Source organism: Dryocola boscaweniae, from assembly GCF_025215095.1.
Lineage (GTDB): Bacteria > Pseudomonadota > Gammaproteobacteria > Enterobacterales > Enterobacteriaceae > Dryocola > Dryocola boscaweniae.
The window spans coordinates 737,859-754,394 of sequence record NZ_JALHAP010000082.1 but is presented as its reverse complement, the minus strand read 5'-3'; the positions used below and the strand labels follow the sequence as shown (position 1 = coordinate 754,394).

17 protein-coding genes are annotated in these 16,536 nt (G+C 52.8%); 6 read left to right on the top strand and 11 right to left on the bottom strand.

Annotated elements, in window-relative coordinates; translation table 11 throughout:
• The first annotated feature begins 218 nt into the window (after positions 1 to 218).
• The 3 genes from mdoG (at position 219) to MUA00_RS21010 (ending at position 4,682) form a co-directional block, all read left to right on the top strand.
• Positions 219 to 1,754, top strand: a complete 1,536-nt coding sequence (mdoG, locus tag MUA00_RS21020; protein WP_271125034.1) for a glucans biosynthesis protein MdoG — start codon at positions 219 to 221, stop codon at positions 1,752 to 1,754.
• Positions 1,747 to 4,278: a glucans biosynthesis glucosyltransferase MdoH gene (gene mdoH, locus MUA00_RS21015; RefSeq protein ID WP_271124912.1), complete on the top strand. Its 2,532-nt coding sequence runs from the start codon at positions 1,747 to 1,749 to the stop codon at positions 4,276 to 4,278. The genes mdoG and mdoH overlap by 8 nt, the downstream gene beginning before the upstream one ends.
• Positions 4,279 to 4,463: 185 nt before the next feature.
• On the top strand, positions 4,464 to 4,682 hold the full coding sequence (locus tag MUA00_RS21010; RefSeq protein WP_408639739.1) for a YceK/YidQ family lipoprotein: 219 nt from the start codon (positions 4,464 to 4,466) through the stop codon (positions 4,680 to 4,682).
• Positions 4,683 to 4,685: 3 nt separating this feature from the next.
• On the opposite strand, the gene MUA00_RS21005 is transcribed toward MUA00_RS21010, so the two are convergent.
• The 3 genes from MUA00_RS21005 to MUA00_RS20995 form a co-directional block, all read right to left on the bottom strand.
• On the bottom strand, positions 4,686 to 5,060 hold the full coding sequence (locus MUA00_RS21005; RefSeq protein ID WP_271124910.1) for a MysB family protein: 375 nt from the start codon (positions 5,058 to 5,060) through the stop codon (positions 4,686 to 4,688).
• Between the two features lie 118 nt (positions 5,061 to 5,178).
• On the bottom strand, positions 5,179 to 6,405 hold the full coding sequence (gene mdtG / locus MUA00_RS21000; RefSeq protein ID WP_271124909.1) for a multidrug efflux MFS transporter MdtG: 1,227 nt from the start codon (positions 6,403 to 6,405) through the stop codon (positions 5,179 to 5,181).
• A 164-nt stretch (positions 6,406 to 6,569) separates the two neighbouring features.
• The gene (locus MUA00_RS20995) at positions 6,570 to 7,493 is read right to left on the bottom strand and encodes a Kdo(2)-lipid IV(A) acyltransferase (RefSeq protein WP_271124908.1); all 924 of its coding nucleotides are present in this window, start codon (positions 7,491 to 7,493) and stop codon (positions 6,570 to 6,572) included.
• A 231-nt stretch (positions 7,494 to 7,724) separates the two neighbouring features.
• Here MUA00_RS20995 and trhO point away from each other — a divergent pair, with 231 nt between their 5' ends.
• Positions 7,725 to 8,774 (top strand): oxygen-dependent tRNA uridine(34) hydroxylase TrhO, encoded by a 1,050-nt coding sequence (gene trhO, locus MUA00_RS20990; RefSeq protein WP_271124907.1) that lies wholly within the window; start codon positions 7,725 to 7,727, stop codon positions 8,772 to 8,774.
• Positions 8,775 to 8,812: 38 nt separating this feature from the next.
• Here trhO and MUA00_RS20985 read toward each other — a convergent pair whose 3' ends face one another.
• From MUA00_RS20985 to MUA00_RS20950, 8 genes are all read right to left on the bottom strand, one after another.
• Positions 8,813 to 9,385 carry a YceI family protein gene (locus tag MUA00_RS20985; protein ID WP_271125033.1) on the bottom strand — a complete coding sequence of 191 codons (573 nt, stop codon included), beginning with the start codon at positions 9,383 to 9,385 and terminating at the stop codon, positions 8,813 to 8,815.
• A 17-nt stretch (positions 9,386 to 9,402) separates the two neighbouring features.
• Positions 9,403 to 9,957, bottom strand: coding sequence for a cytochrome b (locus MUA00_RS20980; protein WP_271124906.1), 555 nt, complete (start codon positions 9,955 to 9,957; stop codon positions 9,403 to 9,405).
• A 296-nt stretch (positions 9,958 to 10,253) separates the two neighbouring features.
• A complete protein-coding gene (locus tag MUA00_RS20975) occupies positions 10,254 to 10,367 on the bottom strand; it encodes a YceO family protein (protein ID WP_271124905.1) in 114 nt (37 codons plus the stop codon).
• A gap of 52 nt (positions 10,368 to 10,419) precedes the next feature.
• Complete coding sequence (gene solA / locus MUA00_RS20970; RefSeq protein ID WP_271124904.1) at positions 10,420 to 11,535, bottom strand: N-methyl-L-tryptophan oxidase; 1,116 nt, start codon at positions 11,533 to 11,535, stop codon at positions 10,420 to 10,422.
• A gap of 134 nt (positions 11,536 to 11,669) precedes the next feature.
• Positions 11,670 to 11,924 carry a biofilm formation regulator BssS gene (gene bssS, locus MUA00_RS20965; RefSeq protein ID WP_167608116.1) on the bottom strand — a complete coding sequence of 85 codons (255 nt, stop codon included), beginning with the start codon at positions 11,922 to 11,924 and terminating at the stop codon, positions 11,670 to 11,672.
• Between the two features lie 303 nt (positions 11,925 to 12,227).
• A complete protein-coding gene (dinI, locus tag MUA00_RS20960; RefSeq protein ID WP_271124903.1) occupies positions 12,228 to 12,473 on the bottom strand; it encodes a DNA damage-inducible protein I in 246 nt (81 codons plus the stop codon).
• Positions 12,474 to 12,547: 74 nt separating this feature from the next.
• Positions 12,548 to 13,594, bottom strand: coding sequence for a dihydroorotase (pyrC, locus tag MUA00_RS20955; protein WP_271124902.1), 1,047 nt, complete (start codon positions 13,592 to 13,594; stop codon positions 12,548 to 12,550).
• Positions 13,595 to 13,751: 157 nt separating this feature from the next.
• Positions 13,752 to 14,312 (bottom strand): lipoprotein, encoded by a 561-nt coding sequence (locus tag MUA00_RS20950; RefSeq protein WP_271124901.1) that lies wholly within the window; start codon positions 14,310 to 14,312, stop codon positions 13,752 to 13,754.
• Positions 14,313 to 14,463: 151 nt separating this feature from the next.
• On the opposite strand from MUA00_RS20950, the gene MUA00_RS20945 reads away from it, so the two are divergent.
• Positions 14,464 to 15,444 (top strand): GlxA family transcriptional regulator, encoded by a 981-nt coding sequence (locus tag MUA00_RS20945; protein ID WP_271124900.1) that lies wholly within the window; start codon positions 14,464 to 14,466, stop codon positions 15,442 to 15,444.
• 77 nt (positions 15,445 to 15,521) lie between these two features.
• Entirely contained in the window at positions 15,522 to 16,532 is a 1,011-nt protein-coding gene (gap, locus tag MUA00_RS20940; RefSeq protein WP_271124899.1) for a type I glyceraldehyde-3-phosphate dehydrogenase, read from the top strand.
• Positions 16,533 to 16,536 lie beyond the last annotated feature (4 nt).

Below are 16,536 nucleotides of genomic sequence, written 5' to 3'. Positions count from 1 at the left end.
GACTTTCCGTGGCAACCCTACACTAACCGTGACATTCTGTCTTCAGGGTAACGTCTTAAAGCGTAAGCAGTTGTCTTTTTTTGCTTAAAGCCTGAGCCAGCGTGCTGAACAATGCGGGTATTTGGTTGTCGGAAAGCAGGAGTTTCCATTAAAATGGATTGGATTGATTTAAGCACACAAAGGGGGATGTGCTGGTTAATATGAAACATAAACCAAAAATGATGAAAATGTGTGGGCTGGGCGTTGCAGTGATGTTGTCCCTTTATACCACTACGGTTTGGGCCTTCACTATCGATGATGTCGCAAAACAGGCGAAAACATTAGCGGGCAAAAGCTACGAAGCACCGAAAAGCAATCTGCCTTCGCAATTTCGCGACATGAAATATGCGGACTATCAGCAGATCCAGTTCAACCACGATAAAGCCTACTGGAGCAAGTTAAAGACCCCATTTAAGCTCGAATTCTATCACCAGGGCATGTACTTCGACACGCCGGTCGCCATTAACGAAGTGACCGCAAACGCTGTCCACAAAATCAAGTACAGCCCGGACTACTTTAATTTCGGTGACGTTAAACACGATAAAGACACCGTCAAAGACCTCGGTTTTGCCGGGTTCAAAGTGCTCTATCCGATCAATAGCAAAGATAAGAACGACGAAATTGTCAGCATGCTCGGGGCGAGTTATTTCCGTGTGATTGGTTCAGGTCAGGTTTATGGCCTGTCCGCGCGTGGCCTGGCTATCGATACCGCTTTGCCTTCCGGCGAAGAATTCCCGCGTTTTCGCGAGTACTGGATTGAACGGCCAAAGCCTAATGAGAAAACGCTGACGCTGTACGCTTTGCTGGATTCCCCTCGTGCAACGGGCGCCTATCGCTTTGTGATTACTCCTGGCCGCGACACCGTGGTAAACGTGCAGTCTAAAGTTTATCTGCGCGATAAAGTGGGCAAACTGGGTGTGGCACCGTTAACCAGCATGTTCCTCTTTGGGCCGAACCAGCCGTCTCCGTCTACCAATTTCCGTCCTGAACTGCATGATTCCAACGGCCTTTCTATCCATGCCGGCAACGGTGAATGGATTTGGCGCCCGTTGAATAACCCGAAACATCTGGCGGTTAGCTCTTTTGCAACTGAAAAACCTTTAGGTTTTGGTTTGCTGCAACGCGGGCGCGAATTCTCTCGCTTTGAAGATCTCGACGATCGTTACGACCAGCGTCCGAGCGCGTGGATTGCACCGCAGGGTGACTGGGGCAAAGGCCGCGTTGAGCTGGTAGAAATCCCAACCAACGACGAAACTAACGACAACATCGTTGCCTACTGGACCCCGGATCAGCTTCCGGAGCCTGGCAAAGAGATGAACTTTAAATACACCATTACCTTCAGCCGCGACGAAGACAAAATGCATGCGCCGGATAGCGCGTATGTTGCCCAGACTCGTCGTTCAACGGGTGATGTGAAACAGTCGAACCTTATTCGTCAGCCAGACGGCACCATCGCCTTTGTAGTGGATTACACCGGCGCGGCTATGAAAAAACTGCCGGGGGATACGCCGGTAACCGCGCAGACCAGCATTGGCGATAACGGCGAAATCGTTGACAACCAGGTGCGTTATAACCCGGTCACCAAAGGTTGGCGTTTGACAATGCGTGTGAAAGTCAAAGACGACAAGAAGCCGACTGAAATGCGTGCGGCCCTGGTCAATGGCGATCAGACACTGAGTGAAACCTGGAGCTACCAGTTACCTGCCAATGAATAACTCTACCGATACCGCGCCTGACTATATTGAGGCGCTTCCCCTTACAGCCGCCGAGAAGGCGGCTCTTCCGACCAACAGTCTGCAAAGGGTGCACGAAGCGCTTGATGAGCCGGGGCAGCACTACGAGCGCGCCGACGACTCGCCTTTAGCGTCCGTAAAAGCTCGCCTTAAAGCGAGCTGGCCGGGTTCGCTGGGCGGCAGTCAGCTAATCGAAGATGAAGAAGGACGTACTCAGCTTCAGGCGATGCCGAAGGCGACTCGTTCTTCCATGTTCCCGGACCCGTGGCGCACCAACCCAATTGGCCGCTTCTGGGACCGGCTGCGCGGGCGTGAAGTCAATCCGCGCTATCTGTCGAAAGAAGAAGCTGAAGCCGAGCAGAAGTGGCGTACCGTCGGGACCATCCGCCGTTACATCCTGCTGATTCTCACGCTTGCTCAGACGGTGGTGGCGACCTGGTATATGAAAACCATTCTGCCTTACCAGGGCTGGGCGCTTATCAATCCTGCTGACATGGTCGGCCAGGATTTGTGGGTGTCCTTTATGCAACTGCTGCCGTACGTGCTGCAAAGCGGCATTCTGATCCTGTTCGCCATTCTGTTCTGCTGGGTTTCCGCCGGTTTCTGGACCGCGCTGATGGGCTTCCTGCAGCTTCTGATGGGCAAAGATAAGTACAGCATTTCCGCCTCGACGGTTGGGGATGAGCCCATCAATCCGGAGCATCGCACCGCATTGATTATGCCTATCTGTAACGAGGACGTGGATCGCGTATTCGCCGGCCTGCGCGCAACCTGGGAGTCGGTGAAAGCCACCGGCCAGCAACAGCATTTCGACGTTTACATCCTGAGCGACAGCTACAACCCGGATATCTGCGTTGCCGAGCAGAAAGCGTGGATGGAGCTGATTAACGAAGTGCAGGGCGAAGGGCAGATCTTCTATCGCCGTCGTCGTCGTCGCGTTAAACGCAAGAGCGGCAACATCGATGACTTCTGCCGTCGCTGGGGCAATCAGTACAGCTACATGGTGGTGCTGGATGCGGACTCGGTGATGAGCGGCGACTGTCTGACCAACCTGGTGCGCCTGATGGAAGCGAACCCGAACGCCGGGATCATTCAGTCTTCCCCGAAAGCGTCCGGTATGGACACGCTGTATGCGCGTTGCCAGCAGTTTGCGACTCGCGTTTACGGGCCGCTGTTTACGGCAGGTCTGCACTTCTGGCAGTTGGGCGAATCCCATTACTGGGGACATAACGCCATTATCCGCGTGAAACCCTTTATCGAGCATTGCGCGTTAGCGCCGCTGCCGGGCGAAGGGTCATTCGCGGGTTCCATTCTGTCTCACGACTTTGTGGAAGCCGCGCTGATGCGCCGTGCGGGCTGGGGCGTGTGGATTGCCTACGATCTGCCGGGCTCTTATGAAGAGCTGCCGCCAAACCTGCTCGATGAACTCAAGCGCGACCGCCGCTGGTGTCACGGTAACCTGATGAACTTCCGTCTGTTCCTGGTTAAAGGCATGCACCCGGTTCACCGCGCGGTGTTCCTGACTGGCGTAATGTCTTATCTGTCTGCGCCGCTGTGGTTTATGTTCCTTGCGTTGTCGACTGCCTTGCAGGTCGTGCATGCGTTGACTGAACCGCAGTACTTCCTGCAACCGCGCCAGCTATTTCCGGTGTGGCCGCAGTGGCGTCCTGAGCTGGCGATTGCGCTGTTTGCATCAACCATGGTGCTGCTGTTCCTGCCTAAGCTGCTGAGCATCATTCTCATCTGGTGCAAAGGCTCGAAAGAGTACGGCGGTTTCCTGCGCGTTACGCTTTCTCTGCTGCTCGAAGTGCTGTTCTCAGTACTGTTGGCGCCGGTGCGTATGCTGTTCCACACGGTGTTTGTGGTCAGCGCGTTCCTGGGCTGGGAAGTGGTCTGGAACTCGCCGCAGCGCGATGACGACTCCACTCCGTGGGGGGAGGCGTTTATGCGTCACGGTTCTCAGCTATTGCTGGGGCTGGTTTGGGCCGTGGGAATGGCGTGGCTGGATCTGCGCTTCCTGTTCTGGCTTGCGCCAATCGTGTTCTCGCTGATCCTGTCTCCGTTTGTCTCGGTGATTTCCAGCCGCGCCACGGTGGGCCTGCGCACTAAGCGCTGGAAACTGTTCCTGATCCCGGAAGAGTATTCTCCTCCGCAGGTGCTGGTGGATACCGACAATTACCTGAAGCTCAATCGCAGCCGTACGCTGGAAGATGGGTTTATGCACGCGGTGTTTAATCCGTCGTTTAACGCGCTGGCTACCGCGATGGCAACGGCGCGTCACCGTGCAAGTCAGGTGCTTGAGATTGCCCGCGATCGTCACGTTGAGCAGGCGCTTAACGAAACGCCGGATAAACTCAATCGCGACCGCCGCCTGGTTCTGCTTAGCGACCCGGTGACCCTGTCTCGTCTGCATTACCGCGTCTGGTCTAACCCGCAGCGTTATTCTTCGTGGGTGGATAATTACAAAACGCTGACGCTAAATCCGGCCGCGTTGCCGGTTAAGTAAAAGGCGATTGATATAAAAACGGCTTTGGTGGATGGCACGTAACGCTTATCCACCCTACAAAAACCATCCGGATTTGTAGGTCGGTTAAGGCGCGAACCGCCACCCGACAGGAGCGTACGAAATCTGCCGACCGGATGGTCGGCATTTTTTTGCCTCTAAGACAGGAGAAGGCAGTGTTAAAAGCATTGGTGGTTATTTTGGTGGCCTGCGCGCTAAGCGGCTGTGGAAGTATCATTAGCCGTGCGGTGCCGGGGCAGGGACATGGAAATCAGTATTACCCCGGCGTGCAGTGGGACGTGCGTGATAGCGCGTGGCGTTATATCACGGTGCTGGATTTGCCGTTTTCGCTGGTCTTCGACACTCTGTTGCTGCCTATTGATGCCAGCCACGGACCATACGAATAACGATTACCGTTCATCCCATTCATCGGCTGCGGCTTGTCCTTCTTCGGTATCCAGCGGCGGCTCAAGCTGAAATTCTCCTTCATCCCATTCGTGCAGCGTGTTTTCCTCAAGCCACTCCTGACGAAGCTCGATATCTTCATACTCGCCGTCAAAAACGCTTTGCGCAGCCTCCCCGCTCAGCATAGGTAAACATTCACCTTCTTCGCTGTCGTCAGCAAAGAATTCCGCCTGCCACATGATATCGCCGTCCTGCAGGATATATTTCTGGATATTGAGTTGCTGCACGTTGGCAGACTCTTCATCCACTTCGGGATGGTCGGCGAGGAATAATTCTCGTGCGGCATCAATGGCTTCTTCAAGCGTTGCGTACATGCTCATGAAAATCTCCTTATGGCAGAGGTCAGGGAGCGGTGCTCCGTAGCAATTTCATGTTAATTGTTGACGCTGTTCGCAAAGTTGCAAGTATGAGAATTTACCAGACGAAAAAATTTATCGCTTATTCGCCCGGAATACGGATCCTTTCAGGCGGGCTGCGCAGGCTAATCCAGGAGTAGAAGGCGTTAAATAAAACGACGCTTGCCGTAACGATAAATACGGTTCTGAAGCCGTAGCTGGCCGAAATCGCCGCGCCGATTAACGGGCCTGTGACGTTGCCGATATCCCGGAAGGACTGGTTATAGCTAAAGATTCGTCCGGCTATCTGATTGCTGGAGTTATAGACCAGCAGCGTTTGCACCGCAGGCAACAGCGCCCCGTCTGCCGCACCCAGTAAAAAGCGCAGGATGCCAAGCTGCCAGGGATTTTGCACCATAGACATGGGGATGAGGAGCATGACGGAAACCGCCAGCGCGCAGATAAGGATTTTTTCCGGCCCGATACGGTCGCCAAGTTTACCCAGCCGCGGCGCGCTGATAAGCGCCGCCACGCCCGGCACCGAGGCAATCATCCCGCTGATAAACGCCAGGTTACTGACGTTTCCGGCAAGGTCTCGTACGTAGAGCGTCAGAATAGGGGCGATGGAGCCGGTGGCGACCTGGATAATCATCGTGGTCACAAAAAGACTCAGCACCAGGCGAGGGTTTTTCAACGAGGTGAGCACCTGGCGCGCATGAAGCATGTCTTTTTTAGTGACCGGCGTGAAGGCTTCGCGGATATAGAAAAATGTCAGAATGAAGCAGGTAAAGAGCACCGCTGCGGTAATGAAAAATACCGGGCGCAGGCCGTAGGTGTCCGCCAGCAGGCCGCCGATAAGCGGGCCCAGCAATGCGCCGCTTACGCCGCCGGTTGAAAGCGTACCCAACGCCCATCCGCTTTTATTACGCGGCACCTGGGTTGCAATCAGCGCGTTAGCGTTGGGAACAAAACCGCCTAATAGTCCCAGCAGCGCGCGCAACGCGAGAAACTGCCAGATATTTTGCGCAAATCCCATCAGCACCATCACGATAGCCATTCCCAGGGCTGAACGCAGCAGCATAATTTTACGCCCTTTGCGGTCGGCAAGCCCGCCCCAGAAAGGCGAAGCGATAGCGGAAAACAGGAAGGTGATGCTAAACACCAGGCCGGACCACATATTCAAAGCGCTATGGCCGGTTACGCCGAGGGCTTCGACATACAGCGGCAGAAATGGCATCACAAGACTAAAGGCTGCGCCTGTCAGAAAACATCCCAGCCAGGCGACGGTGAGATTGCGTTTCCAGTTAATAGTGCTCTCAGGGGGAGTCATAACGCTCCAGATAATCAGGGAAAACTGGCGCAGGTAAAGGCCAGAAAGAGAAAATATTACCCTGCTAAGTATGCGCCTGATAAAGGGAAAGAGGCAAACCGGAAAGCTTTTTTAATCAAATGACAGGGCTTTCTCCCCGCTACGAAGGAGAAAACCCGAGCGCTTTATTTATAGCGGGAAGGGACGCCTTCAGGCCGTGTTTTAAAACGACGATGCAGCCACATGTACTGTTCTGGCGCCATTAAAATGCACCGTTCAATGATCTTGTTCATCCACAGCGCCGTACCTTCAGGCGTTTGGAGCGGGGGGGAGAATTCGGCGGGCAGAATAATCAATTCATACCCCTGACCATCAGGCTTACGGCGGGGCACCATTGGAACAATGGCCGCACCGGACATGCGCGCAAGCGTGTAAGTTCCGGAAGTCGTAGCGGCTTCATCTACGCCAAAGAAGGGAACAAAAACGCTGCCGCGTGGGCCGTAGTCATGATCCGGGGCATACCAGATAATTTCACCCTGCTTCAGAGCACGGATCATCCCTTTAAGGTCTTTACGATCGATCATGCTCTTATTCGAGCGCATGCGGCCCCAGGTTTGCAGCCAGTCGAGCAGGGCGTTGTCATTGGGACGGTAAACGCCTATGCCGGGCGTGTTCATGCCGAACATGCGGGCGCCCAGTTCAAGCGTCAGGAAATGGATGCCGATGAGCAACACGCCGCGCTTTGCTTCCTGCACCGCATGAATCTGATCCACACCGCTGACGTCGCACCAGCGTTGAATACGCCAGGTTGGCCAGAACCAGGCAATGCCGGTTTCCATCAGACCGAGGCCCACGGATTCAAAGTTTTTAGCCAGAATCTGTTCGCGTTCTTCAGGGCTCTTTTGCGGAAAAGCCAGCTCAAGATTGCGACGAGTAATTCTGGCGCGGCGTTTCATAAACCGCATGGCTAAATGACCAAGACCGCGCCCAAGCCGATAAATAACAGGGTAAGGAAGCAGGGTAATTAAATAGAGCAATCCAATTCCAAACCAGGTTCCCCAATAGCGGGGATGAAGTAATGCGCGCGAGAATTGCGGTAAGTTCGTCATGTAAAACCTATTGTGACGGCAAATGCCGGATCTTCTTGATTGGGCTATTGTGACATTTTTTAATGTCCAGCCAAAATTAACGGCGGCAGAATGCCTGATAATTCACCAAATGTTGTTCTTTAAGCCAATGGGTGAGGAAAATGTAGCGCAAAACGCAGGGATGTAAATTAACGTTATTTGCTTTATGATGCTGGCCACTTTTTTCATCTCTGCGATAGACGAGCGAACACCATGCCAGTGTTACATAACCGCATATCGAATGAGGAACTGCGTGAACGCATGCTGGCCGAAACCGAGCCGCGTACCACCCTCTCATTCTATAAATATTTCACCATTGATGAGCCACAGACCACCCGCGATGAGCTTTACAAAGCGTTTGTCTCGCTGGATGTGTTTGGCCGTGTTTATCTGGCCCGCGAAGGGATCAATGCCCAAATCAGCGTGCCGCAAAGCCGCGTGGAGGCGTTCCGCGAAATGCTGTATGCCTTCCACCCCGCGCTGAATAACCTGCGTCTTAACGTGGCGCTGGATGATGACGGCAAGTCGTTTTGGGTGTTGCGTATGAAGGTGCGCGATCGCATTGTGGCGGATGGTATTGACGATCCAACTTTTGATGCCAGCGATGTGGGCGATTACCTTAAGGCTGCCGAAGTTAACAGTATGCTGGACGACCCTGACGCCGTGTTTATCGACATGCGTAACCACTACGAATACGAAGTGGGGCATTTCCAGAACGCGATGGAAATCCCGGCGGATACCTTCCGCGAACAGCTTCCGAAAGCCGTTGATATGCTGCGGGACGATAAAGACAAAAAAATCGTTATGTATTGCACCGGCGGCATTCGCTGTGAAAAAGCCAGCGCCTGGATGCGTCATAACGGCTTCAAAAATGTTTATCACATTGAAGGCGGGATCATCGAATATGCGCGTCGTGCTCGTGAGCAGGGCATTCCTGTGCGCTTCGTGGGCAAAAACTTTGTCTTTGACGAGCGAATGGGCGAGCGAATTTCGGATGACGTGATTGCGCATTGTCATCAGTGCGGCGCCGTATGCGACAGCCACACCAATTGCAAAAACGACGGCTGTCATCTGCTGTTTATTCAGTGCCCGAGCTGTGCTGAGATATTCCACGGCTGTTGCAGCGAAGTATGCAAGGAGGAGCTGGCGCTTTCGCCTGAAGAGCAGCGCCGGCGTCGTGCCGGGCGTGAAAACGGCAATAAAATCTTCAATAAATCCCGTGGCGCACTCAATACCACGCTGGGTATTCCTGACCCGGAATGATAAAACTATCTCCCCGCAAGGGGAGATAGTTATTGCGCTTACTGACGAACGCCTTCCACAGAAATAATCAGATCCACTTCCTGAGATGCAGGGCCCAGGTCGGTGGTGATATTGAAGTCTTTCAGACGAATTTTGCCTTCCGCTTCAAACCCTGCGCGCACGCCGCCCCACGGATCGTCCCCCTGACCAATCAGTTTCGCTTCGAGGGTAACTGGCTTCGTCACGCCGTTAAGCGTCAGATTACCTGTGATATCAAGCTCTTCTCCGTCCTTCTTCACGGCGGTCGAAACAAAGGTTGCCTGCGGGAATTTGGTGACGTTGAGGAATTCAGCGCTGCGCAAGTGCTTATCACGCTCGGCGTGGTTGGTGTCAACGCTTGTGGTATTGATGGTGACGTTGACTTTGTCCGCGGCAGGGTTTTTCTCATCGAAGGTAAAAGTACCGTCGAAATCGCGGAAAGTCCCGTACAACCAGCTATAGCCAAGGTGCTGGATACGGAAATTGACGAAGGCGTGCTGGCCTTGCTTGTCAATTTTATAGTCGGCGGCAACCGCTGACCCGGTGGTGAATACCAGGGCGCCTAAGGCCAGTCCCAGCAGGCTTTTTTTCATCATCATTCGCTCCATAGTTAACGAGAAGGTTTCCCCAGCATCCGCTTGAGGGTGACGTCTTTATCAATAAAGTGGTGTTTTAGCGCGGCCAGACCGTGAAGAACTGAGAGGATGACCACGCCCCAGGCCAGCCAAAGATGCAGCGTTCCTGCGAGGTCCGCCTGGGCGCCAAAATCGCTGATGGTTGCAGGCACGTCGAACAGGCCAAACACGCTGATGGGCTTTCCGTCCGCCGTAGAGATCAGATAGCCGCTAAACAAAATGGCGAAAAGCAGCACGTAAAGCAGCATGTGCGCGGCTACCGCGCTGATGCGCGTCAGGCGGGTATAGCTTGCGAGCGGAGGCGGCGGCGGGGAGATAAAACGCCAAAGCACGCGAATAACCATCACCAGCAGAACGAGCATGCCGATGCTTTTGTGTAACTCCGGCGCCTTGTGATACCAGCCGTCGTAATACCCGAGGGTAACCATCCACAGGCCGAGGCCAAACATACCGTAAACGGTGAGTGCGACAAGCCAGTGAATAAGCACTGACAGATGTCCATAACGTTCGGGGGAATTACGCCATTGCATAATTATGCGCCTGATATAAAGATCGATAAATCAGAACATAAACCGTTGGTTAACGTTATTGCAACAGAAATAAAGGATGGCGGAGATAATAAAAATCTTCATCAAAAAAACTGCTTAAAAAGCAGGATGTATATTCATGGTGAGAGAATGAAAAAGCGTAAGACCTGGTTTTGTTGTTATGCGAAGGGGCTTTTCTTTGCTGCGTGATACATTATGTCAGTCTAATTATTTGCATGAAAACTATATTTAGTTCAGTTAACTGTCAATTATTGTCAATATTCCGACGATGAATAAGCTCAGTAAAAATAAAGATATGCAATATCGATAAGCGCCAGTAACGACCACAAAATAAGGTACAGCATTAAATGTTCACGAACGTTATTGATTAAGAAGTGAATAAGACGGCGCATAAATAGTCCAGTCAAAAACAGGACTCACCGGGTAAAGGGAGTCCTGTAAACGTTAGCCAAAACGAGAAAGGGAAAAAGGAGAAAGATCGAAATCAGGCCTTTTGTCCAGGGCGAACTGACAGGCGATTTCACCCAGTACGGAGGCAAATTTAAAGCCGTGCCCGCTAAGGCCGGTGATGACCAGCGTATTATCATGGCCGGGCAAAGTGTCGATGATAAAATCTTCATCCGGAGAGTTATCGTAAGTGCAGGCTGCTCCGTGCAGGCAGACGCCCACGCCCGGCAGGAATTTGCGCAGGAAGCCAAAGGCTTCGCTGCCGTCGCTTGCTACAGAACCGAAAGGTTTACGCTGTTCCGGCTCGCTAATAACCTGGCCGCCGTTGTGCTTGCCGATTTTCAGCTCGTTGTCCTGGGCCGGGAAACCGTAATACTGGCTGCCGTCCGGCATTTCTCCGGTAAACGCAGGGAAATGGTTTTCCTCGCTGTAACGACCGTCCGCCTGATGCCATGCGAAGATCTTGCGTACCGGCGTAACCGGTAATGTCGGCAGCAGTTTCGTCACCCAGGTCCCCGCGCTCACCAGAAGCTTGCTGGCGGTATATTCACCTTCAGCAGTTTCAACGATGACGCCTTCATCCGTATGGCGAATGTCTGTCACCGCGCAGTTAAAAAGCTGGGCGCAGCCGCCCTGATTAGCCAGGCGAATGTAGGTGGCCACGGCGAGCTCGCTGCGCAACACGCCGGAGTTCGGCTCGAATAAACCTACGTAACCGTCGGGTACGGTAATATTCGGCCAGCGTTCCATCACCGCGCCGGCATCTAACGTCTCAAGCGTTAAGGAGAATTTTTCCGCGCTGCTTTGTACGGTAGAGATAAACGTCGAATTTTCAGGGCCAAGATTAATCACCCCTGTGCGGTGAAAGAGTTTTTCGCCGCTTATCTGCTCAAGCGCGTCCCACAGTTTCTGCGCGCGCAGCACCAGAGGAACATATTTCTCGCCTTCTCCATAGGCGTGACGCATCAGTCGGGTGTCGCCATGGTGGCTGCCCTGTTGGTGCGGAGGATGGGCGCTATCGATCATTAAAACCTTCAGGCCGGAGTGGGTGGCATAACAGCCTGCCGCAGCCCCGACGGATCCACTGCCCACAATGATAAGATCGTAATGCATGTCGCTTTTCTCAATTTCTGGAAATACCACTAGCAGGGTAATTAATTCTCAAATGGCAGGCAATTAAACGTGACGTAAAAAATAAAAAAAGGCACCTCGAGGGTGCCTTGGATTCTTAACTGTTGCATTGACAATCAATGCTTACGGTGATCGTTTACCTGGTATTCACTGGATTCAATTTTTGCGATCCCGGCCTCTAAAATAGAAATAAATTGCCGGGCAACGTCCGTAGTCAGCCATAGCGTCTGACCTATCTCAGTTTCATCTTGCTTGTGCTTATTAGATGTCAGGTAGTGCAGGCGCAGCATCAGCGCATCGTAGCTGTCTACGGTACTGATGTCCCATCCGACAAGGGGATGGGTCTGGATTACATCACTATTTTTTTCCATCATAACCCCTTATATGCGTGTGTTTAAGACAACGGCTGGCGAGGTTTAATGCTTGTTAAATGTGAAGCCAGTTAAGTATATCAATGAATAAGGGATTTCGCGGAAGAAATAAATACCCTGCAACAATTTTTTTATATTAATGAGGCCAACTGAACAATAAAGCCGCAGGTGAATCGAATATTTTTGATGAATCGCAATAGCAATCAGAACATTGCCTGAAAATTAATCGACAAAACGGGCGGGAAATGAAAAAAACCGGATGGCGACACCCGGCAAAAAAGAACTACGAGGGATAATTTTTATTTAATCTGCGGAAAACCAGTCGTCAGCGCTCTCCCACGTTTCCTGCAGGATTTCGCTGATGCGGTCTTTATCTTCTTTAGCACCCCCCAACACCGTAAGATTGTTGCCCGCGGCATAACGCACCTGGACATGATTGTTGGTTTCCGGGAAATGCTGGGTAATGCGGCGAGTTAATTCCTGAGCCAGAGCGTCGACGGCTCCCGGCGGTAACTGCGTGGTTTTAGCAATAGTCACTTCGATACGCATAACAACCCCCTGTACAATATACTGTTTATTTATACAGTCTTAACTTGCATCCTGCAACAGGGGGTGTAAAAAAATTATGCTTTTACAGACCAGGCGACCTGTTCGCCCGCAAGGAACGGCACAATGCAGTCATCGCTGGCGGCGATAGTTTCAGGGATCAGTACCGGCTCGCGCACCAGTTCGATAGTTTCTTCGTTCACCGGCAGGCCGTAGAAACGCGGGCCGTTAAGCGAAGCGAAGGCTTCGAAATGCTCAAAGGCATTGAGCTCTTCAAACACGGTAGCATACGCGCCAAGCGCAGAAGGGGCGTTGAAGCAGCCTGCGCATCCGCAGCTTGCTTCTTTACGATGCCGGGCGTGAGGCGCGGAATCCGTACCCAGGAATACCCGGTCACAGCCGCTCGCGACAAGCGCACGTAAGGCTTCCTGGTGAATGCTACGTTTCAGGATTGGCAGACAGTACAGATGAGGACGCACGCCGCCAACCAGCATATGGTTGCGGTTGAACATCAGATGCTGGGGGGTAATGGTCGCGCCCAACAAAGAATTACCTTCCTGCACGTACTGCGCCGCATCTTTAGTGGTGATGTGTTCGAATACCACCTTCAGCCCAGGCAACTGTTGGCGCAGCGGCTCCATAACGGTTTCGATGAAAAGCGCTTCACGGTCGAAAATATCAATCTCAGCCTGCGTCACTTCACCGTGAATCAGCAAAGGCATGCCGATTTTCTGCATTCTTTCCAGAACGGGCATAATCGCCGCAGTGCTGGTTACGCCATGGCTGGAGTTGGTGGTGGCGTTAGCCGGGTAAAGTTTGGCGGCGGTAAACACGCCTTCGTTGAAGCCACGCTCGACTTCGTTCGGGTCCAGTGAATCCGTTAAGTAGCAGGTCATCAGCGGTTCAAATTTATGGCCCTGCGGCACGGCATCCAGAATACGCTGACGGTAAGCGACAGCGGCATCCACGGTAGTAATCGGTGGCACCAGATTAGGCATGACAATCGCGCGACCGTAGGTTTCAGACGTCAAAGGCACCACAGTTTTCAGCATCTCTCCATCACGAAGATGAACGTGCCAGTCGTCTGGGCGGCGAATTTTTAATACCTGAGGTAATACGGTCATGAACGTGCTCCGGCTAGAAGGGAAAATCAGTCAACTTTGGGCTGGTTTTATGCCGGGCACTAAGGATAGGCGTAAACGTTTTCGTTTGCACGACTTTGTTGCGGCTTTTGCCAGAAGAATGCTCAGGGCAGAGGAAATCTGCCCTGAGAGGCACAAATTAATTGATGAAAGGGATAATAATTTCGCCAGGCTTCACTTCGATACCCTTGGCGTATTTCTTCGCCATCGATTCGCCGGAACTTTTATCCTCGCTTAATACATAAGCAGGCTGCTGGTTGAAGTAGCTGCGCAGCGACTGGTTCAGATAAGGAATAATGGTCTGCAAAATAGTCTGCATTTTTTCCGGCTCTATGGTCGCATCCACCACTTCCATCTCTTGCAGATAGATTGCGCCTTCTTCTTTGTTAAAGGCGGGCTGGGCTTTTAGCTTAAGTTTGATATTTGCTTTCTGGTTGCCGAAGAGGGAGGTCATGTCGAGCTTCGCATCGCCTGTGAGCGTCACTTTATTCGGCTCTTCCCGGCCAATTTCCGAGGCGAGATTGGTCAGCACAATATGCGCGTCGGCAACGCCCGGCAGGCCAATATTTTTGGAAAAATTGTTACGTTTAGCCAGCGCCTGGTTAATTTCCTGCTCGCTGACGGTGTACTGCGTGAGTTGATTGCAGCCTACGACTAAGCCGCTAAGTACCAGCACGGCTGCAAAAATAATTTTCTTCATGACGTTCCTCAACATCCTGCTTTGGGGGCAAATCCTGACACAAAGCAGCATGACGCACCAGCGCAAGCCGTGCTACAGGAAAAAGATGAAAGGTCGGAAGCCGCAGATCTGCTTTTCTTGACTTATTTTGTCTTTTTTGTATTTTGAGGACATGCACACATTTCTGATTATTGTCCCTGACGGGGGCATGCTATTCGAGCCTACGGGCATCGCCGATATTCTTACGCAGGCAAACCGCCTGCGTAAGAAGGACTCCCTTATTCCACTCTATCAGGTGACAATTGCTACGACTCAACGGCATCGCGTTGTACACGGTCGGTCGGGTTTGAACCTGCTGGCAGACTACCGGCTGGAAGAGTTGGATCCCAGCCTGCCGCGCGATACGGTTATGATCACCGGCAGGGGAAACAACGAGGAAGAAAGAGAGGCTGTGGTGGAGTGGATGCGCCGGGCGGCTCCAAATATTCGTCGTATTGTCTCTGTCTGCGGCGGCGCTTGGTTGCTGGCTAAAGCGGGCTTGCTTGACGGGCGTCGCGCCACCAGCCATTGGCGGTTGCTTGAAGAACTGCAGGAAGCGTTTCCTCTGGTCAACGTTGAGAAAGGACCTATCTACATTCAGGATGGCGACATCTGGACCTCGGCGGGCGTCAGTTCAGGTTTTGATCTCACGCTGGCGCTGGTGGAAGACGACCTCGGATTTACCGTGGCCCGCGAAGTGGCGCAGGATTTGGTGATGTTTCTGCGCAGGCCCGGCGGACAGTCGCAGTTCAGTCGTTTTTTGCTTACTCAGGCCAGTACGCCCGGCCCGATTCGCGATCTGCAATGCTGGATCCTTGAAAATCTGTCCTGCGATCTGTCGGTCGAGGCGTTGGCCGAGCGTGTGGCAATGAGCCCGCGTAATTTCACACGCGTTTTCACTCGCGAAACCGGCATCAGCCCGGCCAGATATGTCGAAGAGGTTCGCCTTAACGCCGCCCGCCAGCACCTTGAGCAAAGTGCCGACAAGCTTGAGCAAATAGCGGTGGTTACCGGCTTTGGCAACGGCCTTAATCTGCGTCGCGTCTTTGAACGTAACCTCCAGCTCACCCCATCCGATTATCGGGAACGTTTTGCCGCGCGCAATATGGCGTAAATTGATCTTTTATTGTCATTTTAGCCATATTATATTTCTCGTACTCTGAAGTTAGACAACTAACCAAGGAGTAAGTCATGGTCAAAGTAGGCATTAACGGGTTTGGCAGAATTGGCAGAAACGTGCTGCGCGCCGCATTGGGCCGCAACGATTTCCAGGTTGTGGCTATTAACGACCTCACCGACAGCAAGACGCTCGCACATCTGCTGAAATACGACTCCCTGCAGGGGACGCTTGCCGCAAGCGTTGAAGCGTCAGAAGGACAGTTGCTGCTTGATGGCAAAGCCATTCGGGTCTTCAGCGAAAGAGATCCAGGCGCGATTCCCTGGAGCAGCGTTGGCGTTGAGCTGGTCATCGAGGCCACCGGGTTCTTCACGGATAAAGCTAAAGCAGAAGTACATATTACTAAGGGCGGCGCGAAACGCGTGATTCTTTCGGCTCCTGGTAAAAATGATGACATCACGGTGGTGATGGGCGTCAATCATGAGAAGTACGATCCGGCTTTACATAAAGTTGTCAGCAACGGTAGCTGTACCACTAACGGTCTGGCGCCGGCTGCGCAGGTATTACATCAGAGTTTTGGCATTGAGCATGGCTTGATGAACACCACTCACGCTTATACCAACAGCCAGGCGTTGCATGACCAGCCGGAAAAAGATCTGCGCGGCGCACGCGCTGCTGCGCTGTCTATCGTGCCTTATTCAAGCGGTGCCGCTAAAGCGCTGGGGAAAGTTATTCCCGAACTGGAGGGACGTCTGACGGGGTATTCTCTGCGTGTCCCGGTGCCGGTGGTGTCGATAGTCGATTTGACCGTCACCTTAAAGCGCGAGGTCACTGCGGATGAGGTGAATGCTGCTTTCCGTAAAGCGTCGGAATCCGGGCCGCTGAAGGGCATTCTGGGCTACAGCGAAGAGCCGCTGGTGTCGAGCGATTATCAGGGCGATGCGCGCTCATCCATTATCGACGGGCTTTCCACGCTGGTCATCGGAGGCAACCTGGTGAAGATCCTCGCCTGGTATGACAACGAATGGGCCTTCTCAAATCGTCTGGTCGATCTGGCGGTTCTGATGGACCAGAAAGGCCTGTAGTGAG